Here is a 26,685-nt window from a genome sequence, read left to right as displayed (position 1 = left end):
CCGACGTCATGACCCAGTGGCCGGACCCAGGATGTTTCTCCTCTTCACGGCCCGTAGTCACAAGACCGCGCTGAGGAATTCCCGGGTGCGGTCCCGCACCGGATCGCCGAAGATCTGCTCCGGGGGGCCCGCCTCGATGACCCGCCCCGAGTCGAACATGAGTACCTGGTCGGAGATGTCCCTGGCGAAACCCATCTCATGGGTCACACAGAGCATCGTGATGTCCGTGCTGCGGGCGATGTCCCTGAGCAGATCGAGCACTCCCGCGACCAGCTCCGGGTCGAGCGCGGAGGTCACCTCGTCCAGCAGCAGCACCCGTGGCCGCATCGCCAGCGCCCGGGCGATCGCCACCCGCTGCTGCTGACCGCCGGAGAGCCGGGTGGGCCTCGCGTCGCACTTGTCGGCGAGCCCCACCAGGTCCAGCAGCTCCCGGGCCCGCGCCTCGGCCTCGTCCTTCGACATTCCGAGCACCCGCACCGGCGCCTCGGTGATGTTCCGCAGCACCGACATGTTCGGGAACAGGTTGAACTGCTGGAACACCATCCCGATCTTCTTGCGGACCTCCCGGATCTGCTTCTCCGACGCCGGGAACAGCCGTTCTCCGTCGACGGTGATCGTGCCCTCGTCCGGTTTCGTGAGGGTCATCAGCATTCTGAGGATCGTGGTCTTGCCGGAGCCGGAGGGCCCGATCAGGGTGACGTGCCGGCCCGCGTCCACGGACAGGCCGAGGCCGTCGAGGACCGTGTTGTCCCCGAACCGCTTGGTCACGCCCTCCAGGCGGATCAGCTCGGTCGGCAGGGCGCCGGTCGCGGCCGGCTGCTTGCTGGTCTCAACGGACAAGGCGTCGCTCCAGGGTGTGCAGAAGAAGGGAGGCCAGGTACGAGACGACGATGAAGGCCACACCGATCACCGTCAGGGGCTCGGTGAACTGGAAGTGCTGCTGGGAGACGAGCCGGGCGTGGCCCAGCATCTCCAGCACGCCGATCGTCATCAGCATCGGCGTGTCCTTCAGCATCGAGATGACGTAGTTGCCGAGCGGCGGCACCACCCGGCGGACCGCCTGCGGCAGGATCACCGCCGTCCAGGTGCGGTGCACGGGCAGGCTGAGCGCCGTCGCGGCCTCCCACTGGCCCGCCGGCACCGCCTCGATACCGGCCCGGTAGACCTGCATCGTGTACGTCGAGTAGTGCAGCCCGATGCCGAGGACGCCGGTGGTCAGCGGGGACAGGGTCAGGCCCGCCTCGGGCAGCACGTAGAAGAGGAAGAACAGCTGGACCAGCAGCGGGGTGTCCCGCACGAACTCGGTGAAGATCCCCACCGGCCAGCGCACCCACCGGGTCGGCGCCCGCATCAGCAGCGTCCACACCAGCCCCAGCGCGAACGAGATCAGCGACCCCAGGGCGAGCGCCTCCAGCGTGACGAGCAGACCCTGCCAGAACTGCGGCATGAAGTCGGCCACGGCTCCCCAGTCCCACTTCATCGGGCCACCCCCGCCTTCAGCCGGCGTTCCAGCACCCGCATACCACGGGTGAGCAGGAACGCGATCACGAAATAGATCAGCAGCAGATAGGTGTAGATCTCACCGCTCTCCTGAAGCGCCAGACGCACCAGGTTTCCGCTGAAGGCCAGGTCGCCCATGCCCGTGATGGACACCAGGGCGGTGCCCTTGAGCAGCTCGATCAGCAGGTTGCAGAAGGACGGGATCATCTCCGGCACCGCCTGCGGCAGCAGGATCAGCCGCAGCCGCTGCGCGGGGGAGAAGCCGAGCGCGATGCCGCCCTCCCGCTGTGCGGGATCGACCGCCTGCAGGGCGCCGCGCACGATCTCCGAGCCGTACGCGCCGTAGGTCAGCCCCAGCGCGAGCGTGCCGGCCCACATCGGCACCAGCTGCCAGCCGAAGGCGACCGGCAGCACGAAGAACACCCAGAAGATCATCACCAGCGCGGAGGTGCCGCGGAACACCTCGGTGTAGAAGCCCGCGACGAAGCGGACGATCCACAGCCGGTGGGTGCGCGCGGCACCGACGGCGAAGGAGACGGCGACGGCCAGCAGCGCGCTGTAGACCAGCAGTTGGAGGGTGGTGCCTATGCCCTTGAGTACGAGCTCCCAGAGTCCCGGGGTCATCCGCGGCACAGCTCCTTCGCGGTGAGATCGGTCATCTCGGCCTTGGTGAAGCCGAACGGCCGCAGGATCCGGAACAATTCGCCGCTCTTCCTCAGCTTGCGCAGCTCGACGTTGAAGGCGTCCCGCAGCCGCGTCTCGGCCGGCCGGAACGCGAACGCGCCGCCGTCGACGTGCGGCCGGCCGTCGACCAGTGGGGCGAAGGGCTTGGTGGCCTCCGCCTTGGCGGACTTCTTCACCACCTCGCGGGTGGTCAGGGCCGTCCCCGCGAACACGTCGGCCCGGCCGGTCTCCACGGCGTTCAGCCCGGCGACCTGGTCCGGCACGATGACGATGTCGCTCTGCCGCAGCCCGGCGTCCACCGCGTACTGGATCTCCGCGTACCCGGTCCCGGTGGCGAACCTCGCCTTCTTCTCCACCACGTCCTGGTAGGTGTGCAGCCCCTTGGGGTTGCCCTTGCGGACGATGAAGGAGTCCAGCATCTGGTAGTCGGGATCGGCGAAGATCACCTGCTCGCACCGGTCGGCGTTGACGTACATTCCGGCGGCCACGACGTCGAACTGCTGCGACTTCAGCCCCGGGATCAGCGAGCCGAACTCCGTCGGCACCGGCTGCACCCGGTCCACCCCGAGCCGTTTGAAGATCACCTTCGCGAGCTCGGGCGCCTCACCGGTGAGATGGCCGTCCTTGTCGATGTACCCGAACGGGATCTCGCCGGCGATCCCGAGGCGTACGACACCCTGCGCGCGCAACCGGTCGAGCAGGTCGCCGCCGTTCCTGCCGGACGCCGACGCCACCCGTGTGCAGCCCGCGGCACCCAGCGCGCCGATCGCCGCGATGCCCGTGAGCACCGAGCGGCGACCGGGCCTGTGTTCCGACCGGAATATGTGTACGTCGTTCCCAAGTGGTGGAGCCATGGCGGCGCGGCTACCCAAGCGCCCCCGGGCCATGCACCCGTGTTCTCGGGGCCGATCGATTCGCCACCGTCCCGCCCGGCAGGCGGGACGTGCACTGCCACGGCACGTCTGCTGACCGACCGCGCGCCCCTGACCTGCGACGCGGTGGGGGAGGCACTGCGGGTGGCGTCCCTCACGTCACGTACGCGCGCCACGAGATCCACGCCCTCTTCCCGGCGTTCGCCTCCACGGAACCCCCACCGGAGACCCCGACGATCACCCCTGTTCCCGGCGACCTCTGTCACTTCTCCCTCGCCGGCACCGGACCGGGCACGAAGGCCTCGGCTGCGACCGCGAGGCCCGCCCCGGCACCACCGTGGCCGGCCTCGCCTGTTCTGCGAGCGCGACAGCCTGCTGCTCAACGGGGACGTCGGCCGGGTGCCCGGGATCGTCCGGGGCCGGGTGGTCGACGGCCTCGGCGCCATGCGAGGCCTGCAACGACCCGGGGCGCACGGGGGCGGCGGGGGAGACGCTCAGCTTCCGGAGAGTGTGAGGCCGGCTTCGTACAGGGCGTGCGCGGCCCGCAGCACCAGATCGTCCCGGTGGCGGGCAGCGACGATCTGCATCCCCACCGGAAGTCCGCCGTCCGACCCGACCGGAACGGTGGCAGCGGGCTGCTGCGTCAGATTGAACGGGTACGTGAACGGGGTCCACCCGGTCCAGCGCCGGTAGGCGGAGCCCTTCGGCACTTCCACGCCCGCCTCGAACGCCGTCACCGGCAGCGTCGGCGTGACCAGCAGGTCGTACGTCTCGTGGAAGCGCCCCATGCGCCGCCCGAGGTCCATGCGGACGTCCACCGCGGCCAGATAATCCAGCGCGGTGTACCCGGCGCCCTCGGTGCAGACCTCCCGCAGGCCGGGGTCGAGGAGTTGCCGCCGGTGCGGCGAGAACCGCTGGGTGAGCCGGGCCGCGCCGCTGAACCACAGGGTGTGGAACGCCTCCACCGGGTTGCTGAGGTCGGGGTCGGTCTCTTCGACGTACGCGCCGAGGTCCGCGAGCCCGGCCACCGCCCGCCGCACCGCCGCCGCCACCCCCGGCCGGACCGCCACCTGCCCGCCCAGGGACGGCGAGTACGCCACCCGCAGCCCCCGCACGCCTGCTCTCAGCCCCTCCGTGAAGGAGGACGGCGCGGGCGGCAGCGCCGACCAGTCGCGCGGGTCGGGGGCACCGACGACGTCGAGCAGCAGGGCAGCGTCGGCCGCGTCGCGGGTCATCGGGCCCGCGTGCGCCAGCGTGCCGAACGCGCTCGCCGGATACAGGGGCACCCTGCCGTACGTCGGCTTCAGCCCGAAGATCCCGCAGAACGCGGCCGGGATACGGATGCTGCCGCCGCCGTCCGTGCCCAGCGACAGCGGGCCCGCGCCGAGCGCGACGGCCGCCGCGCTGCCGCCGCTGGATCCGCCCGCGGTGCGCTCCGGGTCGTACGGATTGCGGGTCACCCCGGACAGCGGGGAGTCCGTGACCCCCTTCCATCCGTACTCGGGGGTCGTCGTCTTGCCGAGGAACACCGCGCCGTGCTCGCGCAGCCGGGCCACCGAGGGCGCGTCCTCGTCCCATTTCACCCGTCCGGCGATGGTCTTGGAGCCGCGCAGGGTCGGGTGGCCGCGCAGCAGCAGAAGGTCCTTCACCGTCACCGGCACCCCGTCCAGCAGCCCGGCCGGCTCACCGCGCAGCCAGCGCGCCTCCGACTCCCGGGCCCGGGTGAGCGCGTCCTCCTCGGTGAGGCGGACGAACGCGTTCACCTCCGGCTGGATTTGCCGCGCCCGCTCCACGCACTGGACGGTCGCCTCCACGGGACTGAACTCGCCCCTGCGGTAACCGTCGAGGAGCTGGACGGCGGTCAGGTCGGTGAGCTGCATGCACCCTCCATCGGGTCAGTGACCGGGCACGTAACCACGCCTCTTGTCGACCACGTTCGCCAGCGATCTGCCCGCCGCCCACCGCTCGTACAACTCCACGAACTGCGCGCCCAGTTCGTCCCGCCAGCCGACCGTGTCCCCGCTCATGTGCGGGGAGACGATCAGGTCCGGCAGCCCCCACAACGGGCTGTCCCCGGGCAGCGGTTCCGTGGCGAACACGTCCAGCGCGGCGCCCGCGATCCAGTGCCGGGTCAGTGCCTCGGCGAGCGCGTCCTCGTCGACCAGCTGCCCGCGGCCGACGTTCACGAAGAACGCCGAGGGCTGCATCACCCCGAAGCGGTGGGCGTCGAACATGCGGTACGTCCGCTCGGTCAGCGGAGCCGCCGCGATCACCCAGTCCGCGCGGGAGATCAGCCGGTCCAGGTCGGCCGGACCGTGGATGCCGGTCCGCGGCACCCGCCCGACCAGCGCCGTCGTCACGTCCAGAGCCTTCAGCGTGCGGACGATCGCCCGGCCGATCGGGCCCGAGCCGACCACGCACGCGCGCGTGCCCGCCACCCGCCGGCTCTCCCGGTGCCGCCAGGTCCGCTCCCGCTGGTACTCCAGCGTGCGCGGCAGATCCTTGGCGACCGCCAGGACCAGGGCCGCCACATACTCGGCGATCGGCTGGTCGAAGATCCCGCGCGCGTTGGTGACCACCGTGTCGGACGCGGCCAGTTCCGGGCACATCAGATGGTCCACGCCCGCGCTCGCGGTGTGCACCCAGCGCGGCCTGGGCCCGTCCCCCGGCCAGGCCTCGCGCACGGCGTGCGAGGTGAAGTCCCACACCAGCAGGGCGTCCGCCTCGGGCAGCCGCTCGGCCAGGTGCGCGGCATCCGTGTGCACGATCCGGGCGCGGCCGGTGAGGCGGCCGAGCCGGGGCGGCGGATCGGCGTCGAGGACGAGAAGGGTGGGCGGGGTCGGCGTCATGCGGGGCGGCTCCCGGCGTCTGACATGCACGGATTGACCACGCTCGCACCCGAACCTCCCGTCGTCAACACGGGCGCGACGGCGATCCGTTGCCCCCTCGTCTCCCAGCGTGAGACCGGTGCCGGCCATGGACGTCTCCTTTCTCGGCGGCCCCCGCCCCCAGCGCGGGGCGGGAGTCGGCGCCCCCTTCGGCTTCGTCCTCGGCCGCGACCTGTGGCGCTGGGTGCCCGACGAGGTGTCGCTGCCTCGGGCCCGGACCCCGTTCGTGCCGGCCGGGGTGAGTCCGGACCCGGCCCGGCTGGTCAGCGAGCACGAGAGCGCCCTGCCCTCGGTGGAGGCCGAACCGGGCATGCGGGTCCTCTCGGCCAACCAGGTCACGATGTGGGCGGCACTGCGCCGACTGGGTACCCGAGTCATGGGGCCCTGTCAGGCGCTGCTGGACATGGCCGCGCGGGAAAGGCCCGTACCGCCCGAAGAGACGCAGGAAGGACGGACATGACCGCACTCGGTTTCCTCTACCCGGGCCACTCCGCCGAGGACGACTATCCACGTATCGAGCAGCTCCTGGGGAGCGACATCCGGTTGGACCTGGCCCACACGGACATCGGTGAGGACGCGCACCGGGTGGAAGCGCTGCGTGAGATGGGCTCCGCGGAACGGCTCGCCGCGGGCATGGAGGGGCTGCGGCTGGCCGGGGCCGAGACGGTGGTGTGGGCGTGCACCAGCGGCAGCTTCGTGCACGGCTGGCAGGGCGCCCAGGACCAGGTGCGGACGCTGGCGCGGCTGGCCGGGATGCCGGCCTCCTCGACGTCGTTCGCCTTCGTGCACGCGGCCCGGGAGATCGGGGTGCGCCGGGTCGCCGTCGGGGCGACCTACCCGGAGGACGTGGCGGCCCTGTTCGCGGAGTTCCTGCGGGCCGGGGGGCTGGAGGTGACCGGGGTGCGGTCCTACGGGATCGTCACGGCGGCGGAGGCCGGCACCTGGGGCGAGGAGGACGTGCTCACGCTGGCGCGGGGGGCGGACGCCGCCGACGCGGAGGCGGTACTGCTGCCCGACACCGCCTTGCACACGGCCGCGCATCTTCAGTTGCTGGAGAAGACGCTGTCCAAGCCGGTGCTCACGGCGAACCAGGTGAGCGTGTGGGAGGGGCTGAGGCTGGCCGACCGGCGGGTGAACGCGCCCGCACTGGGGAGTCTGTTCACCCGGCACCCGTTGGTCCAGGCATAGCACCGGGGCCGCGCCCCTGGGCTCCGCCTCGCGGCGCCTCCCGGAATAAACGGAGACCGCCTCCTGTTATGGGCTCGCAGGACAGCGCACGCCACAAACAGGAGGCCCACACCGTGTCGGCAGACGAGATCCGGGGCACGACGCACGGGACCGCCCCCGTCCCCCTCTCCGTACTGGATCTGGTGACCGTCGGTGCGGGCAGCACCGCCACCGACGCCCTGCGCACCAGCGTCGAGCTGTCCCGGCTGACGGAGTCCCGCGGCTTCCACCGGTACTGGGTCGCCGAGCACCACTCCATGCCCGGCGTCGCCTCCTCCTCGCCCGCCGTGATCCTCGCCCACCTCGCCGCCCACACCGACCGCATCCGGCTCGGCTCGGGCGGCGTCATGCTGCCCAACCACGCCCCGCTGGTGATCGCCGAGCAGTTCGGCACGCTGGAGGCCATGGCACCGGGCCGCATCGACCTCGGCCTCGGGCGGGCTCCCGGCACCGACGGGGCCACGGCCGCCGCGCTCCGCCGTACCGACACCCTCGACGAGGGCGCCGACGACTTCCCGCAGCGGCTCGCGGAACTGACCCGCTTCCTGGACGACGACTTCCCCGACGGGCACCCCTACGGCCGTATCCACGCGATCCCGGGCCCGGTCCAGGGCACCGCACCCGGCGGTGTGCAGTCCCCGCACCGCCCGCCGGTCTGGCTGCTCGGCTCCTCCGGCTTCAGCGCCCGCCTGGCCGGAATGCTGGGCCTGCCGTTCGCCTTCGCGCACCACTTCTCCGCGCAGAACACCATCCCGGCCCTCGACCTGTACCGGCAGACCTTCCGCCCCTCCGCGGTCCTGGACGCCCCGTACGCCCTCATCGGCGTCTCCGCCCTCGCCACGGACGACGAACGGGAGGCCCGCCGCCAGACCCGGGCGACGGCGCTGAACATGCTCAGGCTGCGCTCCGGCCGCCCCGGCCTGTTCCCGGACCCGGAGGAAGCCGAGCGGCACGAGTTCAGCCCGATGGAGGAGGAGTTCATCGGCTCCTGGACGGCGAACATCGTGCACGGCACGGCCGACGAGGTCCGCACCGGCCTGGACGACCTCCACAAGCGCACCGGCGCCGACGAGCTGATGCTCACCTCCCACGCCCATCGCGGCGAACTGCGGCTGCGCTCCTACGAGTTGATCGCGGACGCCTACGGGTTGCCGACCGCGTAGGTCTGTTCCCCCAGCAGCTCGGAGATACGATCCGGCGACACCGGGCGGGAGTACAGCCAGCCCTGTCCGGTGTCGCAGCCGATCCGGCGCAGGCGGGTGGCCTGGGCCGAGGTCTCCACGCACTCCGCGGTGACGGTCAGGCCGAGGCGGTGCGCCAGCTGGATCATCGCCTCCACGATCACCTCGTCGGCCGGGTTGGGGGCGATGGCCTTCTTGTCGCCCTCGTACTGGAAGCCGCGCACGAAGGAACCGTCCAGCTTCAGGACCGACACCGGCAGGCGGCTCAGGTAGGCGAGGTTGGAGTAGCCGGTGCCGAAGTCGTCGATGGCGATGCGCACACCCATGTCGCTGAGGGCCTGCAGGGCCTGGAGCGGGCGGCCCCCGGAGCCCATCACGGCGGACTCGGTCAGCTCCAACTGGAGCAGATGCGGGGCCAGTCCGGTCTCGGCGAGGATCTCCGCCACATCCGCCACCAGGTCGGAGTCCCACACCTGGCGCACGGCCACGTTCACGCTGACGAAGATGGGCGGCTCGCCGGGATGGTCCAGCTGCCAGCGGCGTGCCTGCCGGCAGGCGGTGTTCAGCGCCCAGCGGCCCAGCTGCACGATCGAACCGTCCTCCTCGGCCAGTCCGATGAACCGATTCGGCGTCAGTGTGCCGAACTGAGGATGATTCCAGCGGATCAGTGCCTCGACCCCGCTGAGCCGTCCGTCCTCCATGCCCACCAACGGCTGGTACTCCAGGGCGAACTCACCGCGTTCGATGGCGGGACGCAGGGTGGAGGAGAGGGCCTGACGGGTCATGCGGTGCGCGTTGCGCTCGGGGTCGAAGAGCGTCCAGCGGCCCTTGCCGTCCGCCTTCGCCCAGTACAGGGTCGTATCGGCCGCCTGCATCAGACCCGTGGCCGTCGTACCCGCCGCATGCCGCTCGACCACACCGATGGACGCCGTCAACGACAGCCGCTGTCCGGCCAGGTCGAACGGTTCCTCCAGGGACCTCAGCGCCGACTCGGCGAGGTCGGCGAGCTGCTCGGTGCCGGTGGAGTCCTCGACGAGCAGCGCGAACTCGTCGCCGCCGAGGCGGGCCACGAGGGGAGTCGCCGCGCGGGCGTACCCGGCCTCGTCGGCGACCCGGGTCAGGCGTTCGGCGGCGGCCGCGAGCAGCCGGTCCCCGACGCGGTGGCCGAGGGTGTCGTTGACCGCCTTGAACCCGTCCAGGTCCAGGTAGCACAGGCCGATCCGGCCGGTGCCGCTCTGCTCGTACGACTCCGCCTCCAGCGCGGCCGAGAGCCGCTCGAAGAACAGGGTGCGGTTGGGCAGCCGGGTCACCGGGTCGTGCATCTGCAAGTGCCGCAGCTGGGCCTGGAGTTCACGGCGGGCGCTGACGTCGGCGACCGAGAGGAGGACGCCGGGTCCGCCGCCGGCCAGCGGGGTGACGGTGACCTGCACCCACACCGAGTGCCCGTCGGGGTGTTTCAGCCGGCGGGTGCAGCGCAGCCTGGCCTGCCGGCCGCGCAGGACCTCGCGGTAGGCGTGCCAGGTGCGGGCGTCCGAGGCCAGGTCCACCAGGTCGGCGGCGACCCGCCCGGTGAGCGCCTCCGGATCGGTGCCGAGCAGCTCCCCGAAGGCGGAGTTGGCGCTGACGGCGATGCCCTCGGCGTCCACGACCGCCATGGCGAGCGGGGCGGCCGCGAAGACACGGTGGTACGTGGTGTGGTCACTGTCTGTGACGGCTGACCGGTCGAGGTCTGCCGCGGGCGTCGGCCCTTCGGACGTTCCGCTCACCGCTCGCTCCCGCAGTGCACTCGATACCTGTCCGTGCCGGAAAGTGTGCCGATCATAGAGGCTGGCCCCGGGCCCTTCCAGCCGCTGTCCAGTCTCCCGGATGGAGCACGGCTTCTGACAGATCGTTTCTGCCCGCACCTGGACGGGTTCTTTAGGCCCCCGACCAGTTGTGACGTTCCGTGAATGTTTCGGGGTGTCGGGCGCCGGAGCGCACCGGCGTGCGAGTGGGGCGCATTCACCCTTCTGGTGCAGGCGAACAGGGCATAACGCAACAAAGCGCAGCAATCTGGGTGCGGGTCCCGTGAACCGCATCCGGAGGTCAGCCCGTGCCCAAGCTGCGCAGCACCGCCGCCGTGTGCACCACGCTGTCGGCGCTCGCCGCGACCTCGATCCTCACCGGCCCGTCGGTCGCCGAGCCCTTCTCGACGGCCCCCTGTGCCCTGCACCGGACCGAGGCCCACCATTCGGAGGGCGTGGACACCTGGAACCCCGCCTACACCCGCCCGACCGGCGGGCTCGACGCGGTACTCGTCTACCTCTCCTTCCCGGACGCCGCCCCGCACACCACCCCGGCCCAGCTGACCGCCGACCATTTCCCGGCCACCAGCCGCTTCTTCGAACAGGCCTCCTACGGCAGGCTGACGCTGCGTCCGCAGCCGCTGAAGCGCTGGCTGCGCATGCCGCGTCCGTCCACGTCGTACGCCATAAGGCGGGACTGGAGCGCCGAGGACCGGGCCGCCTATCTGCGGGACGCGTTCGCCGTGGCCGACAGGGAAGTCGACTTCTCGCGCTATCCGGTCGTGTACTTCGTCGCCGACCCCGACGCGCCCGGCGTGGACTCGGACGCCACGAAGGTCGTGAACCTCGACACGCCCGTGCACGTGGACGGCACGGACGTCCGCCGGGTCGTCACCGTGTTCGAGAAACATCCGCCGGACCGGCTGGTCCTCGCCCACGAGACCGGCCATGTGTTCGACCTGCCCGACCTCTACCACCGGCCGGCCGACGGCAAGGGCGACTGGGACACCTACGTCGGCGACTGGGATCTGATGGGCAGCCAGTTCGGGCTGGCACCCGACCTGTTCGCCTGGCACAAGTGGAAGCTCGGCTGGCTGGATCCCCGCCAGGTGGCGTGCGTGCGCGGCACCGAGCCGACCCGCCTCACCCTGGAACCACTGGCCGCCGGTCCGGGCGTCCCGGTGCGGGGCATGGGTGGCGCGCCCGCTTTCGGTCTCGGCAACGGAGTGAAGCTGGCCGTCGTGCGCACCGGCCCGGACAGCGCCCTCGCCTTCGAGGCGCGCGGCACGGCCGGGAACGACCGGGCGTCCTGCCGGCAGGGCATCCTGGTCTACCGGGTCCGGGGCGGCGCCGAGTCCGGCGGCGGCCCGGTCGAGGTCGTGGACGCCCACCCGCACACCGAGGCCTGCTGGGAGAACTCGGTCTATCCGCCCCTGGCCGACGCTCCGGTTCCTCTCGGGGAGAGCTTCACCGTGCCCGGGGAGGGGGTGAAGGTGGAGGTGGAGGACCGGACGGCGTCGGGGGCGTGGACGGTGAAGATCACGCCGGGGATCGGCGGCTGAGACGCTCGGTGCGACGCCGGGTGTATACGAAAACGGCGGGCCGGATTCTTTCGAACCGGACCCGCCGTTTCCTTCGCGTGCGCCGCCAGGGACTCGAACCCCGGACCCGCTGATTAAGAGTCAGCTGCTCTAACCAACTGAGCTAGCGGCGCCTGCTGACGTCGTAGACCTTAGCATCCCGTTCGGCGGGAGGAAAAATCGATATCCGTACGGCGGCCCGGGCGGCTCGTACGGCCGCCCAGAGCACGACCTCGGGGCCGGGCAGCCACGGGTGCCGGGTGTCGGGGGCGGCCAGCCAGCGGGAGGTGCCGGGGGCGTCGCCGCCGGTCAGAGCCGGGACGGTCACCGCGTCTCCCGTGCCGTGGCACAGCAGGGGCGGCACCTCCTCCGCCCGGTGGGAACCCCACTCCTCCCAGGCCAGCAGCGAGGGCAGCCGCTGGGCCGTGCCCGGCGCGGCGAACAGCAGCATGCGGCCCCGGAACACCGCGACCGGTCCCGATCCCGGCCCCTCGTCCCACAAGCGGTCCAGCATCCGGCGCCCGAAGATCGCGGGTGCGCTCACCACGTCGAAGGCGGTGCCGCAGGGCAGGACGACCGGGGCGTCCGGGCGCTCCTCCCACAGGGCCAGGGTGCTCCGTGGATACGGTCCTGCCGAGGCGAGCCAGGCGAGGCCGTCGGGGGTGGCACAGGTGACCTTCGGTGCACTGCTCATGCGATTACATGTACCGGCTGTGAGCACGTGGTTTCCCTGGGTTGCGGAAAACCGGGACAGAGGGACACCGGGAGGAGTATCTTGCCCGCCCGGCATATGCCAGACGGGGCTGCACGGGCCGAGGCGCGTCGGACCGGGGCGTGAGCCGCACGGGCGGAGTCCCAGGTGCCGGGGTGTGTGCCGCACGGGGCGACGGCGGTGACCACCGGGCGCCGCGGCGGACGGGGGCGGGACGGGGGCGGGAGCCAGGGCAGCCGGGCCGAGGCGGGACGGGGCCGAGACTAGACGGGGTCCGCGGACGTCCGTCCCTCGCTGTCCCCCCGCATCAGGTCCCGCCCGAACTCGACCATCTTCTTCGCGTAGTCCTCGGTCCACTCCGCCCGGTCGGCGATGTCCGCCGGGGTCAGCCGGTCGAACCGGCGCGGGTCGGCGAGCTGGGCCGCCGCGATGGCCTGGAACTCCACGGCCCGGTCGGCGGCCGCGCGGAACGCCTGGGTCAGCTCCGTCGCACGCGCCAGCAGGGCCCGCGGGTCCTCGATCGACTCCAGGTCGAAGAAGTGCTCGGGATCGGAGGCCGCCTCCGCGGGCTCGAAGAGCAGGGGCGCGGGGCGTAGCCGCGGTTCGTTACGACGCGGCGTGGGCTCCGCCATGTCTTGTCTCCTCCTCGTACGGTTCGCTGGGCGCCGCCTTCAGGGGGGCCATCGTCCATTGTCCCGCGCCCGCGCAAGGGGCGGTCATGGCCGCCGGCTCACCCGGTGTCGCGACCGGTGGGCCAGGACGGCGTGGTTCGCCTCCCGGCCGCCGGGGCTGTGTTCACCGGCCGTCTCCGGCGGCGTGCCGGGCTCCGTCCGGTGAGTGGGCGGCGATGGGCCGGGCGCTCGTCGGGCGGCTGCTGGATGCCGGTCATGGCCGCCAGCTCACCCGGTGTTCCGACAGGTGGGCCAGGACGGCGTGGTTCGCCTCCCAGCCGTCAGGGAACTTCACCAGCGTTCCCAGCCGGACCGGTTCCGTGGACGGGTAGTCGTCCAGGAGGTCACCCACGCCGGCCCGGCAGACCACGATGCAGGCATGACGGTGGCGGGAGGCCAGGACGCACAGGCGGCCGGTCTCCAGGTGGAAGGCGGTGGCGTCGGGGCGGCCGGAGAGCGGGTGCAGGACGACCGTGACGTCGTACTCGCGGCCCTGGAGACGGTTCGCGGTGTCGACCGTCACATCGGGCACGCCGAGGTCGGTCAGGGCCGCGCGGACCGCCGCCGCCTGGTCCCGGTGGGCCGTGCCGACGGCGATGCGGTCGGCGGTGAGGGGGGAGGGCGCCGGGGAGCGCTCCGAGGCCGCCGCGCCCCCTCGGTCGAGCAGGCGCCGCACCACCGCCGCCACCGCGCGTACCGCCTCCGGGTCCGTGCGCGGGGTGTGCCGGGCGGGCAGCTCCAGCAGGCCCCAGCCGGACGCCGCCGCCTCGTCGATCACCCGGTCCGGGCCGGAGCCGTCGGAGGGGACGGCGAAGGCGAGGCGGCGGTCACCGTGACCGGTGCCGCTGCGGAACGGGGTGTACGGGTAGAAGGCGTCCGAGACCAGGGGTGCCGCGGAAGCGGGCAGGCGCCAGGAGACGGGGAGGCGGTGCTGGGGGAGGCCCGGGTTGTGGGCCAGAAGGGTGGTGACCGCGGAGGCCGACGGGTCGTACGACAGGCCCGCCCACTGCTCGCTGCCGACGATCGCGAACGGGTCCAGCTGCCCCGGGTCGCCCACGAACAGCGCCCGCTCGAACAGGCCGGCCACGGCGAGCAGGGAGTCCGAGCGCATCTGGTACGCCTCGTCCACGATCGCGTGCCGCCAGGGCTCGTCCACCTTCACGTGCGCCCACTTCGCGGCCGTGGAGAGGACGACCGGGAGGCCGTTCAGGTCGGCCGCCTTCGCCGACGTACGGACGTGCGGCAGGTCGTCCAGCGCCTTGTCGTACGCGTCGGCGTCGCTGCTGTGCAGACGGCCCACCGGCAGGTCCGGATCCTTCTCCGCCAGCCGCAGCACCAGGTCGTCCACCTGGGCGTTCGTCTGTGCCACCACCATCAGCGGGCGGCCAGCGCCGGCCAGCTCGAGGGCCGCGCGGACCACCAGGGTCGACTTGCCGGCGCCTGGCGGGGAGTCGACCACCACGCCCCGCTCCGTGCCGTGCAGGGTGTCGTGCAGGATCGCGTCGGTGGCGCGGGCGGCAGCGGCTCCGGGGTCGAAGTCGACGGTCGTCACAGCACGTCCTCCTCGGTGACGGTGTCCGGGGCTTCCGCCGCGGGCTCGCCCGGCGGGCCGCCGTGCGTCCACGGGGTCTCCTCCGGGTCCGGCAGCTTCGCCCCGCCGCGCTGCTCGTGCTCGAAGAGGGTGAAACAGACCCGGTCGCCCTTCTCCGGCACCGAACCGGGCTCCGGTTCCCTGCCCCGCCCCATCTTGTCCGTGATCCGCAGCACCAGCAGGCTCCCGTCCGCGGCCTCGTGGCGGACGAACTCCGCCGACTGGGGCTTGCCGCCCAGCGAGCGGTACACCTTCGCGCGCTCCGCCAGATGCGGCCGGTCGTCCGTGCGGACCGTCACCAGCGGGCGCGGGCTCGGCCGCTTGCCCTCGCTGTACGCCATCACGACGTCGGTCACCTCGCCCGCGAACGCCTCACCGGCCAGCCGCCGCCCCGCCATCACCAGCGGGTCGTCCAGTGCCTCCTGCGCCTCCAGGCGAGACTGCTCACGCTCGCGCGTGGCCAGTTTGTTCGCCGCGGTCACCGCGTCGTCCCGGCGCGGCTGCGGCGGCTCGCCGGCCAGTACCCGGTCACGGTGGCCGGTGAACGACCAGCGGTCCCGGGTCCAGCGCTCCTCGACGCGCGCGCCCTCCGGCAGCGCCCGCAGCAGGTCCAGGCCCTGCCACACCGCGTCCCAGGTCGGCCGCGTACGGCTTTCGACCAGGTCGCGGATCTCCCGCTCGGCCGTGGTGAGCGCGACGAGCCGGTCGTCGGCCTCCAGCGGGTCCTCGGCGGCGGCGAGGGCGGTACGCGCGCGGTCGTAGCGCGCGATCGCCGGGGCCAGCAACTTGTTGTCGAACGCCGGGTCGGTGGCCGGACCCGCCGGCGGGCACAGCAACTGCCCGGCCGGGTCCCGCTCCAGCTCGGCCCGCCGGGCGGCCTCGGCGCCGGTCGTGCCCTCGGGTGGGTCGATCCAGGCGAGCAGCGCACCCAGGTGCTGGTCCTCCAGGCTGGACTGGCCGGTCGCCCAGTGATGGGACAGCACCTCGGTGAGGGCGAGCAGCAGCGAGGAGCCGGGGACCCGGGCCCGCTCGCCGTAGTGGGTCAGCCACCGGCCGAGCAGCGGCACCCGGGGCGGCGCCGGATACGGCGCCTCCGGGTCCTGCTCGGCGGTGCGGCGGAACCGCATCGAACGGCCGAGCAGCCGCACGAAGTCAAGCCCCGCGCGGCTCGGCACGATCAGCTGGGGCGCGTCCGCGCACAGCTCGACCTCGACCCTGACCCGCTTGCCGGTCTCCGGGTCGGTCTCGGTGCGCTCGGCCGCCTCCACGGACTCCGCGTGGGCGTCGATGTAGGGCAGCACGACGTCGGCCAGTTGGGCAAGGAACGCGAAGCGCAGGTCGCGGTCGCGGGGCTGCGGTACGGCGAGCAGGCGGGGCGCGTCCCGGTCGGTGCCGACCAGCGCGCCGAGCGGGGCGCCCGCCTCACCGGCGGTGGTGAGCGGCACGAACACCAGCGGGCGCTCGGACAGATGCCGGTGGCGGACGGTCGCGGCGGGCTGGGCCCGGCCGGAGGCTACGGCCTCGAGGCGGGCCAGGGTGGTGATCAGGGACACGGGGCCACCTCCGGGCGGTCCGTGTCCCCCGGGGCCTCGGCGCGCAGGGCCGCCGCCCGGAGGGCTTCCGCGCGCAGTTCCGCCGCCCGGCGCAGCGCCGCCACCGCCGGGTCGTCCGGGTCACCGCTCTCGCCGCGGGCTGCCGCGAGGACGTCCTCGACCGTGGCCAGCCCGCCCAGTTCGGCACGCAGGGGCCGGCCGAGGCGGGTGACGGCACCGGCCGCGCGCGAGCGTTCCCGGCAGTGGAAGGCCAGTTCGCAGGCGGACAGACACTCGGGCGCGTACGTCGCCGGCACCGCCGCCACGGCGGCCGTCAGCTCCTCGGCGGGCCGGTCGGGCGCGAAGCACGTGCCCTCGGGCAGGGAGTCGGCGATCTCCTCGATCCGGGTGAGCCGGGCCAGCTGGCGTGCGGTGACCGCCCGCTGCTTGCGGACGTCCACGGCGGAGCCCGCGGGCAGGTTGGTGAAGTCCTTGGGGCACACCAGCAGCACCCGGTGACGCACACGCGGGGCGGGATTCAGGCGCGCGGCGACCTCCTCCAGTGCGAGCACGTACACCGCCGCCTGCCGGGCGGCCGCGCCCACCTTCGCCGGGTCCGCCGAACCGTCGACCATCGGGAAGGACTTGATCTCCACCACCGACCAGCTGCCGTCCGGGTGCACCACCACCGCGTCCGGCTCCAGGAAGGCCGGCGAACCCGCCACGTCCAGAGCCAGCATCGGATGGTCCAGCAGCGTCCAGCCGCCCGCGCGCGTGGCCTCGCGCAGCGCCAGCGCCGTACGGGCCGTGCGCCCCTCGGGGCCCTGCGCGGCCAGGTCGGGTACGGCGGCCTCTTCCGGCGGTACGGCGCCCGGGTCCAGGCGGGCGTGCGCCAGCCGCAGCAGCTCCGCGCCGCCGTCCGCCTTCACCTTCGCCTCGAACGCGTTGCCCCGGGTCAGCGCGAACTGCGACTGCCCGAAGCCCGACGGCGCGCCCAGCGCGCTGGCCAGGCGCGCCTTGTCCACCCCGGCGCCGTCCAGGATCGCCCGCCTGCGGCACCCGGGGTTCGCGGCGAGCGCCGCGAGAGCGCGCGCGTCCAGGGCCTTGGCCGGTACGTCGGGACCGCGCAGCTCAGCGAGCCGGTGCCGGAGCCCCTTCTCCCGCGTCCGCGGGGGAGGCGTCCGGTGCGCCTCCGGCGTCGAACTGCGACTCGCGCTGCCGTGGAATTCGCTCACCCGCGGAAGTCTGGCATCCGGGACTGACAATCGGGGAACCCGTGGCGCTCGGGACCGGTGCGGTGCGCCGCGGCAGGCGGGCCCGGACCAGATCCGCGGCCCGCAGCACGCGCGGCGCCAGCAGCAGGCCGACGCCCATCACGGCGACGCCCGCGGCCGCGTCCAGGAAGTAGTGGTTGGCGGTGCCCATGACCACGAGCGCGGTCAGCAGCGGGTAGGCCACGCCGCAGACCTTCGCCAGGCGGGTGCCGCCGTACCGCCACAGCATCACGCCGCACCACAGCGCCCAGCCGACGTGCAGGCTGGGCATGGCCGCGTACTGGTTGGTCATGCCGCCCATGCCGCGTGGCGCGCTGGCCTCGCCGCCCCACCAGCCGTACGAGCTGTAGTGGGCCATCGTGTCCACGAAGCCGTGGTCGGCCGAGAGCAGGCGGGGCGGGCAGGTCGGTAGCAGCGTGAAGCCGATCAGGCCCATGAACGTGGACGTCATCAGCCAGGTGCGGGCCGCCCGGTAGTGCGCGGCGCGGGCCCGGAACAGCCAGATGAGCACGGCGGGCGTGACCAGGTAGTGCAGCGAGGCGTACCAGAAGTCGGCCGGCACCCCGAGCCACGGCTCGCGCGTGAACAGCCGGTTCAGCGGGTGCTCGGCGTTCAGGTACAGCAGCTTCTCGATGCGCAGGATCGCCAGGCCGTGGTCCACGGCGCCGGTGACGTCACCGCGCGCGAGGAGGCGGCCGGCCGAGTAGCAGCCGTAGACCAGAAGGATCAGCGGCAGTTCGGTCCACCAGCGCAACCGGGGACGGGCGGTCACCTCGGTGCCCGGTGTCTCGGTCTGCGGCATCCGATCGCCCTCCCCCTTCTGCTGTGCGGCGCGCCCCGGCGGGCGACCGTGCCACTTTACGGTGTCCCTGGATCACCCATGAGGGCGCTCCCGTTTCGCCCGCGTGGGCGGCTCAGTCCTCGAAGACGTCGAGATCGCCCGCCGGGTTGCCCCGTACCGGTGTGAGCGATGATGGAGGCACCCCGTCCCCCCTGTCTTCGTGGCGTCCGTGTGGCGTCCCTCTTCCGGAAAGGTCTCCCATGGCACCGCGCATCCTGCTGGCCCGGCACGGACAGACGGCATGGTCGCTGTCCGGCAAGCACACCGGCAGGACGGACGTGCCGCTGCTGGAGGAGGGCCGGCGCGGGGCCAAGCTGCTCGGCGAGCGGCTGCATCGCGCTCCGCTGGACGGCCTGGCCGAGGCGGAGGTGCGGACGAGTCCGCTGTCCCGCGCGCGTGAGACGTGTGAACTCGCCGGCTTCGGTGAGCGTGCCACCGCGTGGGACACGCTCATGGAGTGGGACTACGGCGCGTACGAGGGCATGACCCCGGCCGAGATCCAGGACGTCCGGCCAGGATGGCTGATCTGGCGGGACGGTGTCCCTGAGGGGGAGAGCCTCGCCGAGGTCACCGCGCGCGCGGACGAGGTGGTCGACTGGGCGCGCTCGGCCGACCGGGACGTACTGGTCTTCGCCCACGGGCACATCCTGCGGTCGATCGGCGCACGCTGGCTTGGACTGCCGCTGGACTTCGCGGCCCGTATACGCCTGAACCCGACGTCACTGTCCGTGCTCGGCTGGGCGTACGGGGAACCGGCGATCGAGAGCTGGAACGACGTGGGGCACCTGGTGTCCTGAGCCGGTGCCCTGTGCCGCCGCGGAGCGCCCGGAGGGGCGCGGGGACCCGCGCGTTCGGCGACAGACGGCCCGCGGACCGGCGACTGCACGCACCCCGCCCCGAACCGGCAGCGGCCGGCTACACCCGCCTCGGCGATGAGGCATGCCGCTCCAGGAACTCCGACACCCCCGAAGCCCGCCGGTGCGGCAGCAGAACCCTCGCCGTGCCCGCCAGCATCGTCTGGACGCGGGAGGACTGGACCTGGTCCAGCAGCGTCAGCACGCGCAGCCCCGCCTCGGCCGCCTCGTCGGGACGCCCCTCGCGGGCGAGGTCGTCGGCCAGTTCCGCGGTGTAGAGCGCGATGTTGCGCGTGAAGTGCGGATCCTGCAGACGGGCCGCGCGGCGTGCGTGCCGCGACGCGCGCCGCCAGTCGCCCAGCGTGGACCAGCACTGCGCCTCCAGCCCCTCCAGCTCGGCCTCGCCGTAGAAGCTCATCCACTCGGGGTCGGCGTCCGAGTGGCCCCGCCCGAAGAGGGCCTGCGCCCGGACCAGCGCCTGTTCGCAGCCGGTGCGGTCGGCGAGCCCCGCCCAGCCGCCCGCCTCGCGCAGCGCCAGCAGGGACATCAGGCGCGCGGAGCCCAGGGGGCGGGCGGCGCGCTGGGCGGCCTGCGCGGCCCGGACCGCTTCCCGGGGGCGGCCGGCGTCCCGGGCCAGGAACGCGGTGTTGCAGAAGGCGTGCGCCTCCAGTGCCGGATCGCCGGTCATCCGGGCGGTGGCCAGCGCCTCCGCGTAGTGCGAGCGGGCGTCGTCGAACCGGCCTGAGTCGTGGGCCAGCCAGCCGACGGAGATGGCGAGTTCACCGGCGCCCGCGTGCAGCCGCTCGGCGGTGGTCTGCCGGGTCGCGCCGGCGTCCAGCAGCGCGTAGGCCGCACGCAGCGGGGCCGCCGCGCGCCGGTAGAGGCCGTCCGCGCCGTGCCGGTCGTCGAGCAGCCGGATGCGGCGGACGGCCTCCTCCAGGGCGGCCGCCTCGGACGTTCCGGGCCGGCGCGGGGGCCGGGCCACGGCCGCAGCGTCCGTGGTGAGCCCCAGCGGGCCCAGCGTGGCGGCGGCCACCGTGGCGCCTCCGCCGGTCATGAATGCGCGACGCAGCACGTCGCTCTCCTCGTGGTTCAGGTGGTCTTCCGCGCACGGCTCGTGCGGCTGGTACGGGTCCTGCGGGTCCTGCGGGTCCTGCGGGTCCTGCGGGTCGTGCGGGTCGTGCGGGTCGTGCGTGTCATACGGCTCGAACGCCCCCCTCGTCTCAACGGTCCCGCTGCTCTCGGCTGTCTCCCGCGTCTCACCGGCGGCGAGGTCCCCGGCGGCCTCGGGTGCGTCCGCAGCGGGGCGCGCCGCACGTCCGCGGACGGCCGAACGGGGGGAGAAACCGAGGTCGGTGAGCGTATGGCCGGGGAACATGTGCAAGAACACCCGCTCGTACGCGTAGTTGGGGCAGCGGATCTCGCCCGCCTCGACCCGGCCGACGTAGCGCGCGTCACAGCTCACCCGCTCACCGATCTCGCGCGCGGCACGCCGTACGAGCGCCGCGAACTCGGCCGGTGAACGCCTGCCGCGCAGTTGCCGGAAGGCGAGGTTCGGCTGGGATGGCCGTTCGGGCTGTGACGAGGTCACGGTTGACGACGCCATGGCCGGGTCCTCTCGTGCGAACCGTCGAACCATGCCGGTGCCGGGGCGATTCGGGATGAGTTGTCCGAGCGACGCCCTGGTTCCGGCGGGCATGAACGTACCTGCTGTGAAGGGCCCGCCACGCTGTGTTTGGCTACAAACCGGATATCTCCTCCACGATCTGCCATGAAGTGCCATCCTTTGCGGCGCACTTGTGCCGTAGCCGTTGACGCGCTCGCGCGTTGGACTCCATGGACCGCAACAGGGCTGTGTGGTGGAGGCCGGCATGGAGACCAGCCAGGGCAACGAACCTTGTACGCCGCCGTCGTCGGCACCCCCGTCGCCGGGAGGCGACACGGGATGCGACCTCGTGACGGTGCCGGCCAGGCAGGGGCTGGAGGCGGTCGACATCCTGCGGCGCGGAGCCGTGGACGCGGTGGGGCCCGTCCTGCACGACGGCGGCTGCGACACCCTCGGCTTCCTGGTGCCGGCCGGCACGGCGGCCTGCTGGGACGTGCCGGGCAGCACCTGCACCGAGACGAACGGCCGCGGGCTGCGCCTGAACCCCGGGCCCCCGGTGGAAGGCTCCGACTGGCTGCTGCCGCCCGGCGAGGCCGACCTCGCCACCGACCCGGTGGTGCTGCGCCGGGCCCTCGGAGAGGCGGCCCGGATGATCGAGGCGGCCGACAACTGCCGGTGACGCGCCTGCCCGGCTCACCTGCGAGACTGGACCGATGGGCAGGTCGAGGAACACACGGCGCAGGTCGGCCGCCGTCGAAGCCGTCGAGGAGGCGGTCGACGGCGGGCTCGCGCAGCTCGTACCCGACCCCGACCGCGGCCGGGCCTGGACCCTGCTGATCGACGGGGCGCCGCAGTCGCACGTCGACCTGGACGACCCCGCGTACCTCTCCTTCGAGTACCAGCGCCGCCTCGGCCATGTCATCGACCTCGCCACCCCGCCCGGCAAGCCCGTGCACGCCGTGCACCTCGGCGGTGGCGCCTTCACCCTCGCCCGGTACGTCGCCGCGACCCGGCCCCGCTCCACCCAGCAGGTCGTCGAACGCGACGCGGGTCTGGTCCAACTGGTCCGCAGAGAGCTGCCCCTGGACCCGAACGCGCGGATCCGGGTGCGGTCGGCGGACGCCCGCGCGGGGCTGGGCAAGGTGCCGGACGGCTGGGCCGATCTGGTCATCGCCGACGTTTTCAGCGACGCCCGCACCCCGGCCCACCTCACGTCCGTGGAGTTCCTGGACGAGGTCCGCCGCGCCCTGAAACCGTCCGGCGTCTACGCCGCCAATCTCGCCGACGGCCCGCCGCTCGCCCACCTCCGGGGCCAGATCGCCACCGCCGCCGCCCGCTTCGGCGAACTCGCGCTCCTCGCCGACGCGGCCGTGCTGCGCGGCAAGCGCTTCGGCAACGCCATCCTGGTCGCCTCCGACCTGCCGCTGCCCCTCGCCGAACTCACCCGCCGGGCAGCCTCCGACCCGCACCCCGGCCGGGTCGAACACGGCAGGCCGCTCACCGACTTCACCGGCGGCGCGCTCCCCGTGACGGACGAGGCGGCGGTGGCCTCCCCGGCCCCGCCGCCCTCGGTGTTCCGCTGAGCACCGGCCCCGGTCAGTAGTTCCCGACCTCCACCCGCGGCGGGCCGTCGTGCCAGGTGCAGAACACCGACACCCGGTCCGCGCCCCTGCTGAACTCCACCCGGATCCACGCCTCCGTCTTCCACAGCTGCATCGACCAGCCGGCCCCCGGCGTCGCCGAGACGAGCGTCGCGCTGGAGGTGCCCAGCTCGAACACCGCCCGGCCGCCATCGGTGTCGTAGGCCTTGACGCGACCGGACGCCGGGGCGGAGGCGCTGGGGGAGGGGCTGTGGGTGCGGGCCGGGGTCCGCGAGGATGTGGGTGCCGGCGATGACGGGCGCTCCGACGGGGTCGGCGAGGGAGACGGCGCCTTCGACGCCGACTTCGCCTTCCCTGTCGTCGCGTCGGCCGCCGCGACCGGCAGGGCGCGCGGCGGGTCGTACGCCGTCCCCGCCATCACCGTGTGCACGCCCCACCACGACAGCGTGACCGCCGCTCCCGTCGCGAGCAGCCATGCCAGTACGTGTACGAGTCCTCTGCGCATCACGGGCCATACTGCCTCAGGGGTACCGCCGTGCGCACATGACCCGGGTCGTCCACAGGCGCCCGCCCGGTGTTGCCCGCATGGCGTACGGTGCCGCGCATGGCAAGTGTGCTCGTGGTCGAGGACGACCAGTTCGTACGCTCGGCGCTCATCCGGCACCTGACCGACGCCTCGCACACCGTGCGCAGCGTCGGTACGGCACTGGAGGCGCTGCGCGAGGTCGCCCATTTCCGTTTCGACCTGGTCATCCTGGACCTCGGACTGCCCGACCTGGACGGCTCCGAGGCCCTGAAGATGCTGCGCGGCATCACCGACGTGCCGGTCATCATCGCCACCGCCCGGGACGACGAGGCGGAGGTCGTCCGGCTGCTGAACGCCGGCGCGGACGACTATCTCACCAAGCCCTTCTCCGTCGAGCACCTCTCCGCCCGTATCGCGGCCGTGCTGCGCCGGGCCCGCTCCGGCGCCGCGGAGGCCCCGCCCTCGTCCGTGCTCCGCGTCGGCGGGCTGACCGTCGACCCGCTGCGCCGCCAGGCCGAACTGGACGGCGTCCGGCTGGACCTGACCCGTCGCGAGTTCGACCTGCTGGCCTTCCTGGCCGGCCGCCCCGGCGTCGTCGTCCCGCGCAAGGAGCTCCTCGCAGAGGTCTGGCAGCAGTCCTACGGCGACGACCAGACCATCGACGTCCATCTGTCCTGGCTGCGCCGCAAGCTGGGGGAGACCGCGGCCCGGCCGCGCTATCTGCACACCCTGCGCGGCGTCGGCGTGAAGCTGGAGCCGCCCGCGCCCGCCGAGGGGGAAGGGACGCCACCGCGATGAGATGGGCCCTGGTCAAGGTCTGCCTGGCGGTCACCACGATGGTCGTGGCCGCCTTCGCCGTCCCGCTCGGCCTGGTCGTCGAGGAGATGGCCCGCGACCGCGCGTTCGCGGGCGCCGAGCGGGAGGCCGCCGCGGTCGCGCCCGCGCTGTCCATCACCACCGACCGGGACGAACTGGAGCGGGTGGTGGCCTCCGCCGGTGCGGACTCCGGAATGGCGGTGCACCTGCCGGCCGACGGTGGCCGGGCCGCGCTCGAGCTCGGCCGGCAGCGCGCCGCCGACCGCGACATCCAGGCCGTGCGCAAGCTCGGTCGCGCCTCCACGTCCACCGTCGCCGGCGGCTCCACGCTGCTGCAGCCGGTCGCGCTCGGCTCCGGTTCCATCGCGGTCGTCGAGGTGTACGTCCCCGAGTCCGAGGTGACCAACGGCGTCGGCACCGCCTGGGCCGTGCTCGCGGCCGTCGGCCTCGCGCTGATCGTCGGCTCGGTCGCCGTCGCCGACCGGCTCGGGGTGCGCATGGTGCGGCCGGCCCAGCGGCTGGTCGAGGGCGCGCACGAGCTGGGTGAGGGCCGGCTGGGCGCCCGGGTGCCGGAGGAGGGTCCGACGGAACTGCGGCTGGCGGCGGTCGCGTTCAACTCCATGGCGGACCAGGTGGTCCAACTCCTCGCCAGCGAAAGGGAGCTGGCGGCCGACCTCTCCCACCGGCTGCGCACCCCGCTCACCGTCCTCCGGCTGAACGCGGCCTCCCTCGGCGCCGGACCCGCCGCCGAGCAGACCCGGGCCGCCGTCGCCCAGCTGGAGGGTGAGGTGGACACCATCATCCGTACGGCGCGGGAGGCCAAACCGCAGACGGCCGTGGCCGGCCCCGGCGCCGGATGCGACGCGGCCGCGGTGGTCCGTGAGCGCATGGAGTTCTGGTCGGCGCTCGCCGAGGACGAGGGCCGCAAGTGGCGGGTGGCCGGCGTCGACCGCCCGGTGCGCATACCCGTGGCCCGCGCCGACCTGGCCGCCGCGCTCGACGCCCTGCTCGGCAACGTCTTCCGGCACACCGACGAGGGCACCGCCTTCGCGGTCGACGTGCACAACGGCGAGGACGCGGTGATCATGCTGGTCTCCGACGCGGGCCCCGGCATACCCGACCCGGACGCGGCGATGGCCCGCGGCCGCGGCTCCGGGAACACCGGCTCGACCGGCCTCGGCCTCGACATCGTCCGCCGGCTCGCCGAGTCCACCGGCGGTGACGTCCGCATCGGCGGCTCGGTCCTGGGCGGCACCGAGGTGCGGATCTGGTTCCAGCTGGACGGGCGCAAGCCGGTGGGGCGGGGACACCGGGGGGCCGTACGCAGGCGACGATCGGGCAAATTGGTCTCTACCTTTAACCGGTCCCGATCGCTTCCTTAAGCGAACCCTAAGGTCGGCAACGGCCGTCCCTATCAAGCCGATTGTCCGATTCCGCATCGCTAGCGTGCTGCCGCACCTCACCCCCCGTGAACAGCGAAGGCAGGCACGCGCATGAGCACGCACCGGCGCAGGATCAGTGGCAGGAACAAGGCGATAGGCGGCCTGGTGGCCGCGGCCGTGATCGGTGGCGGCGCGGTCCTGCTCACCGGCACCGCGAACGCGGCCGGTGTGAACGCCGCCTACACCAGGACCAGTGACTGGTCGACGGGGTACACCGGCCAGTACGTCGTCACCAACAACAGCGGCCAGGCCGAGAAGGCCTGGTCGCTGGAGTTCGACCTCCCGGCGGGCGCCCGGCTCTCCTCCCTCTGGAACGGCGAGTCGAGCGTCAGCGGCCGGCACGTCACCGTCAGGCCCGCGAAGTGGGACACGGACGGCCTGGCGCCCGGCAGGTCGGTCACCGTCGGCTTCGTGGTCAGCGGCAGCGGCGACCCGACGGGCTGCCGTATCGACAACGCCCGGTGTTCCGCGGACGGCGGCGCGACCCCCGAGCCGAGCGGCCGCCCCACCGAGTCCCAGTCCCCGGCGCCCACCCCCACCAAGACGGCCACCCCCACCCAGAGCGCCACCCCCACCCCCACGGGCAGCACCGGCAGCGGCACCACCGCCTCCGCCGGCTTCGCCCCCTACGTCGACACCTCCCTCTACCCGGCCTTCGACCTCGTGGGCGCCGCCGAGACGACCGGCGTGAAGAACTACAACCTCGCCTTCATCACCGACGGCGGCGGCTGCACCCCCAAGTGGGGCGGTGTCACGGACCTGAACGGTGACGGCGTGGCCGCCCAGATCGGCTCGCTGCGCGCCAAGGGCGGTGACGTCCGGGTCTCCTTCGGCGGCGCCTCCGGCTCGGAGCTGGCCACCACCTGCTCCTCCGCGGACGCGCTGGCGGCGGCGTACGGCAAGGCCGTCGACGCCTTCAAGCTGACCAAGGTCGACTTCGACGTCGAGGGCGGCGCGCTGCCCGACACCGCCGCCAACACGCGCCGCGCCCAGGCCATCGCCAAGCTCCAGGCCCGGCACCCGAACCTCGACGTCTCCTTCACCCTCCCGGTGATGCCCGAGGGCCTCACCCAGGACGGCGTGAACCTCCTGACCAACGCCAAGTCCAACGGCGTGAAGGTCGACACCGTGAACATCATGGCGATGGACTACGGCCCCTCCTACAGCGGCGACATGGGCACCTACGCCGAACAGGCCGCGACGGCCACCCAGGCCCAGGTCAAGAGCGTGCTGGGGCTGTCCGAGTCCGCCGCCTGGAAGGCGGTCGCGGTCACCCCGATGATCGGCGTCAACGATGTCTCCTCGGAGGTCTTCAAGGTCGACGACGCCACCCAGCTGGTGAACTTCGCCAAGGCCAAGGGCCTCGGCTGGCTCTCCATGTGGTCCGCGACCCGCGACAAGCAGTGCGACGGCGGCACCAAGCCCACCGCCGACGCGAGCTGCAGCTCCCTCGTCCAGGACAGGTTCGCCTTCTCGAAGGCGTTCGGGGCGTTCAGCTGACGC

25 protein-coding genes, 1 tRNA gene and 1 pseudogene are annotated in these 26,685 nt (G+C 73.1%); 11 read left to right on the top strand and 16 right to left on the bottom strand.

Annotation, left to right across the window (positions count from 1 at the left end):
• Window positions 1-57 precede the first annotated feature (57 nt).
• The 4 genes from ehuA to ehuB are packed head-to-tail and all read right to left on the bottom strand — an operon-like array spanning window position 58 to window position 3,038.
• Window positions 58-840 (bottom strand): ectoine/hydroxyectoine ABC transporter ATP-binding protein EhuA, encoded by a 783-nt coding sequence (gene ehuA, locus ABZ079_RS01260; protein ID WP_356937286.1) that lies wholly within the window; start codon window positions 838-840, stop codon window positions 58-60.
• Window positions 830-1,480, bottom strand: a complete 651-nt coding sequence (gene ehuD, locus ABZ079_RS01255; RefSeq protein ID WP_356937285.1) for an ectoine/hydroxyectoine ABC transporter permease subunit EhuD — start codon at window positions 1,478-1,480, stop codon at window positions 830-832. Before ehuD ends, ehuA begins: the two co-directional genes overlap by 11 nt.
• Complete coding sequence (gene ehuC / locus ABZ079_RS01250) at window positions 1,477-2,124, bottom strand: ectoine/hydroxyectoine ABC transporter permease subunit EhuC (RefSeq protein WP_356937284.1); 648 nt, start codon at window positions 2,122-2,124, stop codon at window positions 1,477-1,479. Before ehuC ends, ehuD begins: the two co-directional genes overlap by 4 nt.
• Window positions 2,121-3,038, bottom strand: a complete 918-nt coding sequence (gene ehuB, locus ABZ079_RS01245) for an ectoine/hydroxyectoine ABC transporter substrate-binding protein EhuB (RefSeq protein ID WP_356937283.1) — start codon at window positions 3,036-3,038, stop codon at window positions 2,121-2,123. The genes ehuC and ehuB overlap by 4 nt, the downstream gene beginning before the upstream one ends.
• An 89-nt stretch (window positions 3,039-3,127) precedes the next feature.
• Between ehuB and ABZ079_RS01240 the strand changes: the two are divergent.
• Window positions 3,128-3,570: pseudogene (locus tag ABZ079_RS01240) on the top strand (DUF3830 family protein).
• Here the strand turns inward: ABZ079_RS01240 and ABZ079_RS01235 are convergent.
• Window positions 3,551-4,936, bottom strand: coding sequence for an amidase (locus tag ABZ079_RS01235; protein ID WP_356937282.1), 1,386 nt, complete (start codon window positions 4,934-4,936; stop codon window positions 3,551-3,553). The pseudogene ABZ079_RS01240 and the gene ABZ079_RS01235 sit on opposite strands and share 20 nt — an antisense overlap.
• 15 nt (window positions 4,937-4,951) lie before the next feature.
• Entirely contained in the window at window positions 4,952-5,905 is a 954-nt protein-coding gene (locus tag ABZ079_RS01230) for a D-2-hydroxyacid dehydrogenase (RefSeq protein WP_356937281.1), read from the bottom strand.
• A 127-nt stretch (window positions 5,906-6,032) separates the two neighbouring features.
• Between ABZ079_RS01230 and ABZ079_RS01225 the strand changes: the two genes are divergently transcribed.
• The 3 genes from ABZ079_RS01225 to ABZ079_RS01215 all read left to right on the top strand — a co-directional run bounded on the left by ABZ079_RS01225 (window position 6,033) and on the right by ABZ079_RS01215 (window position 8,334).
• Entirely contained in the window at window positions 6,033-6,404 is a 372-nt protein-coding gene (locus ABZ079_RS01225) for a hypothetical protein (RefSeq protein ID WP_356937642.1), read from the top strand.
• On the top strand, window positions 6,401-7,132 hold the full coding sequence (locus ABZ079_RS01220; protein WP_356937280.1) for a decarboxylase: 732 nt from the start codon (window positions 6,401-6,403) through the stop codon (window positions 7,130-7,132). The genes ABZ079_RS01225 and ABZ079_RS01220 overlap by 4 nt, the downstream gene beginning before the upstream one ends.
• A 68-nt stretch (window positions 7,133-7,200) precedes the next feature.
• Window positions 7,201-8,334, top strand: a complete 1,134-nt coding sequence (locus tag ABZ079_RS01215; RefSeq protein ID WP_356937279.1) for an LLM class flavin-dependent oxidoreductase — start codon at window positions 7,201-7,203, stop codon at window positions 8,332-8,334.
• Here the strand turns inward: ABZ079_RS01215 and ABZ079_RS01210 are convergent.
• Window positions 8,313-10,118: a bifunctional diguanylate cyclase/phosphodiesterase gene (locus tag ABZ079_RS01210; protein WP_356937278.1), complete on the bottom strand. Its 1,806-nt coding sequence runs from the start codon at window positions 10,116-10,118 to the stop codon at window positions 8,313-8,315. The two genes, ABZ079_RS01215 and ABZ079_RS01210, sit on opposite strands and share 22 nt — an antisense overlap.
• A gap of 326 nt (window positions 10,119-10,444) precedes the next feature.
• Here ABZ079_RS01210 and ABZ079_RS01205 point away from each other — a divergent pair, with 326 nt between their 5' ends.
• The gene (locus ABZ079_RS01205) at window positions 10,445-11,698 is read left to right on the top strand and encodes a M6 family metalloprotease domain-containing protein (protein WP_356937277.1); all 1,254 of its coding nucleotides are present in this window, start codon (window positions 10,445-10,447) and stop codon (window positions 11,696-11,698) included.
• A 78-nt stretch (window positions 11,699-11,776) separates the two neighbouring features.
• On the opposite strand, the gene ABZ079_RS01200 is transcribed toward ABZ079_RS01205, so the two are convergent.
• The 7 genes from ABZ079_RS01200 to ABZ079_RS01170 all read right to left on the bottom strand — a co-directional run bounded on the left by ABZ079_RS01200 (window position 11,777) and on the right by ABZ079_RS01170 (window position 18,298).
• Window positions 11,777-11,850: transfer RNA gene (locus ABZ079_RS01200), tRNA-Lys, on the bottom strand.
• Window positions 11,841-12,410, bottom strand: a complete 570-nt coding sequence (locus tag ABZ079_RS01195) for a bifunctional DNA primase/polymerase (protein WP_356937276.1) — start codon at window positions 12,408-12,410, stop codon at window positions 11,841-11,843. Before ABZ079_RS01195 ends, ABZ079_RS01200 begins: the two co-directional genes overlap by 10 nt.
• A gap of 281 nt (window positions 12,411-12,691) precedes the next feature.
• Window positions 12,692-13,060, bottom strand: a complete 369-nt coding sequence (locus ABZ079_RS01190; RefSeq protein WP_356937275.1) for a hypothetical protein — start codon at window positions 13,058-13,060, stop codon at window positions 12,692-12,694.
• 253 nt (window positions 13,061-13,313) lie between these two features.
• Window positions 13,314-14,651, bottom strand: a complete 1,338-nt coding sequence (locus ABZ079_RS01185; protein WP_356937274.1) for an AAA domain-containing protein — start codon at window positions 14,649-14,651, stop codon at window positions 13,314-13,316.
• Window positions 14,648-16,243, bottom strand: coding sequence for a hypothetical protein (locus tag ABZ079_RS01180; RefSeq protein ID WP_356937273.1), 1,596 nt, complete (start codon window positions 16,241-16,243; stop codon window positions 14,648-14,650). The genes ABZ079_RS01185 and ABZ079_RS01180 overlap by 4 nt, the downstream gene beginning before the upstream one ends.
• The gene (locus ABZ079_RS01175; RefSeq protein WP_356937641.1) at window positions 16,234-17,352 is read right to left on the bottom strand and encodes a hypothetical protein; all 1,119 of its coding nucleotides are present in this window, start codon (window positions 17,350-17,352) and stop codon (window positions 16,234-16,236) included. Before ABZ079_RS01175 ends, ABZ079_RS01180 begins: the two co-directional genes overlap by 10 nt.
• A gap of 1 nt (window position 17,353) precedes the next feature.
• Window positions 17,354-18,298 (bottom strand): phosphatase PAP2 family protein, encoded by a 945-nt coding sequence (locus ABZ079_RS01170; RefSeq protein WP_356937272.1) that lies wholly within the window; start codon window positions 18,296-18,298, stop codon window positions 17,354-17,356.
• Between the two features lie 239 nt (window positions 18,299-18,537).
• Here ABZ079_RS01170 and ABZ079_RS01165 point away from each other — a divergent pair, with 239 nt between their 5' ends.
• Window positions 18,538-19,134: a histidine phosphatase family protein gene (locus tag ABZ079_RS01165; protein WP_356937271.1), complete on the top strand. Its 597-nt coding sequence runs from the start codon at window positions 18,538-18,540 to the stop codon at window positions 19,132-19,134.
• 118 nt (window positions 19,135-19,252) lie between these two features.
• Here the strand turns inward: ABZ079_RS01165 and ABZ079_RS01160 are convergent, their stop codons facing one another.
• Entirely contained in the window at window positions 19,253-20,797 is a 1,545-nt protein-coding gene (locus ABZ079_RS01160; RefSeq protein ID WP_356937270.1) for a hypothetical protein, read from the bottom strand.
• A gap of 265 nt (window positions 20,798-21,062) precedes the next feature.
• On the opposite strand from ABZ079_RS01160, the gene ABZ079_RS01155 reads away from it, so the two are divergent.
• Window positions 21,063-21,476, top strand: coding sequence for a hypothetical protein (locus tag ABZ079_RS01155; protein WP_356937269.1), 414 nt, complete (start codon window positions 21,063-21,065; stop codon window positions 21,474-21,476).
• Window positions 21,477-21,510: 34 nt separating this feature from the next.
• Window positions 21,511-22,380, top strand: a complete 870-nt coding sequence (locus ABZ079_RS01150) for a fused MFS/spermidine synthase (protein ID WP_356937268.1) — start codon at window positions 21,511-21,513, stop codon at window positions 22,378-22,380.
• A 13-nt stretch (window positions 22,381-22,393) separates the two neighbouring features.
• Here the strand turns inward: ABZ079_RS01150 and ABZ079_RS01145 are convergent, their stop codons facing one another.
• Window positions 22,394-22,903, bottom strand: a complete 510-nt coding sequence (locus ABZ079_RS01145) for a hypothetical protein (RefSeq protein ID WP_356937267.1) — start codon at window positions 22,901-22,903, stop codon at window positions 22,394-22,396.
• A gap of 99 nt (window positions 22,904-23,002) precedes the next feature.
• Between ABZ079_RS01145 and ABZ079_RS01140 the strand changes: the two genes are divergently transcribed.
• The 3 genes from ABZ079_RS01140 to ABZ079_RS01130 all read left to right on the top strand — a co-directional run bounded on the left by ABZ079_RS01140 (window position 23,003) and on the right by ABZ079_RS01130 (window position 26,682).
• Window positions 23,003-23,722, top strand: a complete 720-nt coding sequence (locus ABZ079_RS01140; RefSeq protein ID WP_356937266.1) for a response regulator transcription factor — start codon at window positions 23,003-23,005, stop codon at window positions 23,720-23,722.
• Window positions 23,719-25,122 (top strand): HAMP domain-containing sensor histidine kinase, encoded by a 1,404-nt coding sequence (locus ABZ079_RS01135; protein WP_356937265.1) that lies wholly within the window; start codon window positions 23,719-23,721, stop codon window positions 25,120-25,122. Before ABZ079_RS01140 ends, ABZ079_RS01135 begins: the two co-directional genes overlap by 4 nt.
• A gap of 111 nt (window positions 25,123-25,233) precedes the next feature.
• Window positions 25,234-26,682 (top strand): cellulose binding domain-containing protein, encoded by a 1,449-nt coding sequence (locus ABZ079_RS01130; RefSeq protein ID WP_356937264.1) that lies wholly within the window; start codon window positions 25,234-25,236, stop codon window positions 26,680-26,682.
• Window positions 26,683-26,685 lie beyond the last annotated feature (3 nt).

Source organism: Streptomyces sp. NPDC006314 (assembly GCF_040613075.1).
GTDB lineage: Bacteria > Actinomycetota > Actinomycetes > Streptomycetales > Streptomycetaceae > Streptomyces.
The sequence above is the reverse complement of the archived record's forward strand: the minus strand, read 5'-3'. Positions and strand labels throughout refer to the sequence as shown.

Coding starts and splice junctions, on each gene's coding strand:
- ABZ079_RS01230 (WP_356937281.1), bottom strand. CDS start 5,905: ATGACGCCGACCCCGCCCACCCTTCTCGTCCTCGACGCCGATCCGCCG.
- ABZ079_RS01170 (WP_356937272.1), bottom strand. CDS start 18,298: ATGCCGCAGACCGAGACACCGGGCACCGAGGTGACCGCCCGTCCCCGG.
- ABZ079_RS01195 (WP_356937276.1), bottom strand. CDS start 12,410: ATGAGCAGTGCACCGAAGGTCACCTGTGCCACCCCCGACGGCCTCGCC.
- ehuD (WP_356937285.1), bottom strand. CDS start 1,480: ATGAAGTGGGACTGGGGAGCCGTGGCCGACTTCATGCCGCAGTTCTGG.
- ABZ079_RS01220 (WP_356937280.1), top strand. CDS start 6,401: ATGACCGCACTCGGTTTCCTCTACCCGGGCCACTCCGCCGAGGACGAC.
- ehuC (WP_356937284.1), bottom strand. CDS start 2,124: ATGACCCCGGGACTCTGGGAGCTCGTACTCAAGGGCATAGGCACCACC.
- ABZ079_RS01140 (WP_356937266.1), top strand. CDS start 23,003: ATGGCAAGTGTGCTCGTGGTCGAGGACGACCAGTTCGTACGCTCGGCG.
- ABZ079_RS01135 (WP_356937265.1), top strand. CDS start 23,719: ATGAGATGGGCCCTGGTCAAGGTCTGCCTGGCGGTCACCACGATGGTC.
- ABZ079_RS01145 (WP_356937267.1), bottom strand. CDS start 22,903: ATGCGCAGAGGACTCGTACACGTACTGGCATGGCTGCTCGCGACGGGA.
- ABZ079_RS01215 (WP_356937279.1), top strand. CDS start 7,201: ATGGGCTCGCAGGACAGCGCACGCCACAAACAGGAGGCCCACACCGTG.
- ABZ079_RS01225 (WP_356937642.1), top strand. CDS start 6,033: ATGGACGTCTCCTTTCTCGGCGGCCCCCGCCCCCAGCGCGGGGCGGGA.
- ABZ079_RS01165 (WP_356937271.1), top strand. CDS start 18,538: ATGGCACCGCGCATCCTGCTGGCCCGGCACGGACAGACGGCATGGTCG.
- ABZ079_RS01235 (WP_356937282.1), bottom strand. CDS start 4,936: ATGCAGCTCACCGACCTGACCGCCGTCCAGCTCCTCGACGGTTACCGC.
- ABZ079_RS01150 (WP_356937268.1), top strand. CDS start 21,511: ATGGGCAGGTCGAGGAACACACGGCGCAGGTCGGCCGCCGTCGAAGCC.
- ABZ079_RS01160 (WP_356937270.1), bottom strand. CDS start 20,797: ATGGCGTCGTCAACCGTGACCTCGTCACAGCCCGAACGGCCATCCCAG.
- ehuB (WP_356937283.1), bottom strand. CDS start 3,038: ATGGCTCCACCACTTGGGAACGACGTACACATATTCCGGTCGGAACAC.
- ABZ079_RS01155 (WP_356937269.1), top strand. CDS start 21,063: ATGGAGACCAGCCAGGGCAACGAACCTTGTACGCCGCCGTCGTCGGCA.
- ABZ079_RS01130 (WP_356937264.1), top strand. CDS start 25,234: ATGAGCACGCACCGGCGCAGGATCAGTGGCAGGAACAAGGCGATAGGC.
- ABZ079_RS01190 (WP_356937275.1), bottom strand. CDS start 13,060: ATGGCGGAGCCCACGCCGCGTCGTAACGAACCGCGGCTACGCCCCGCG.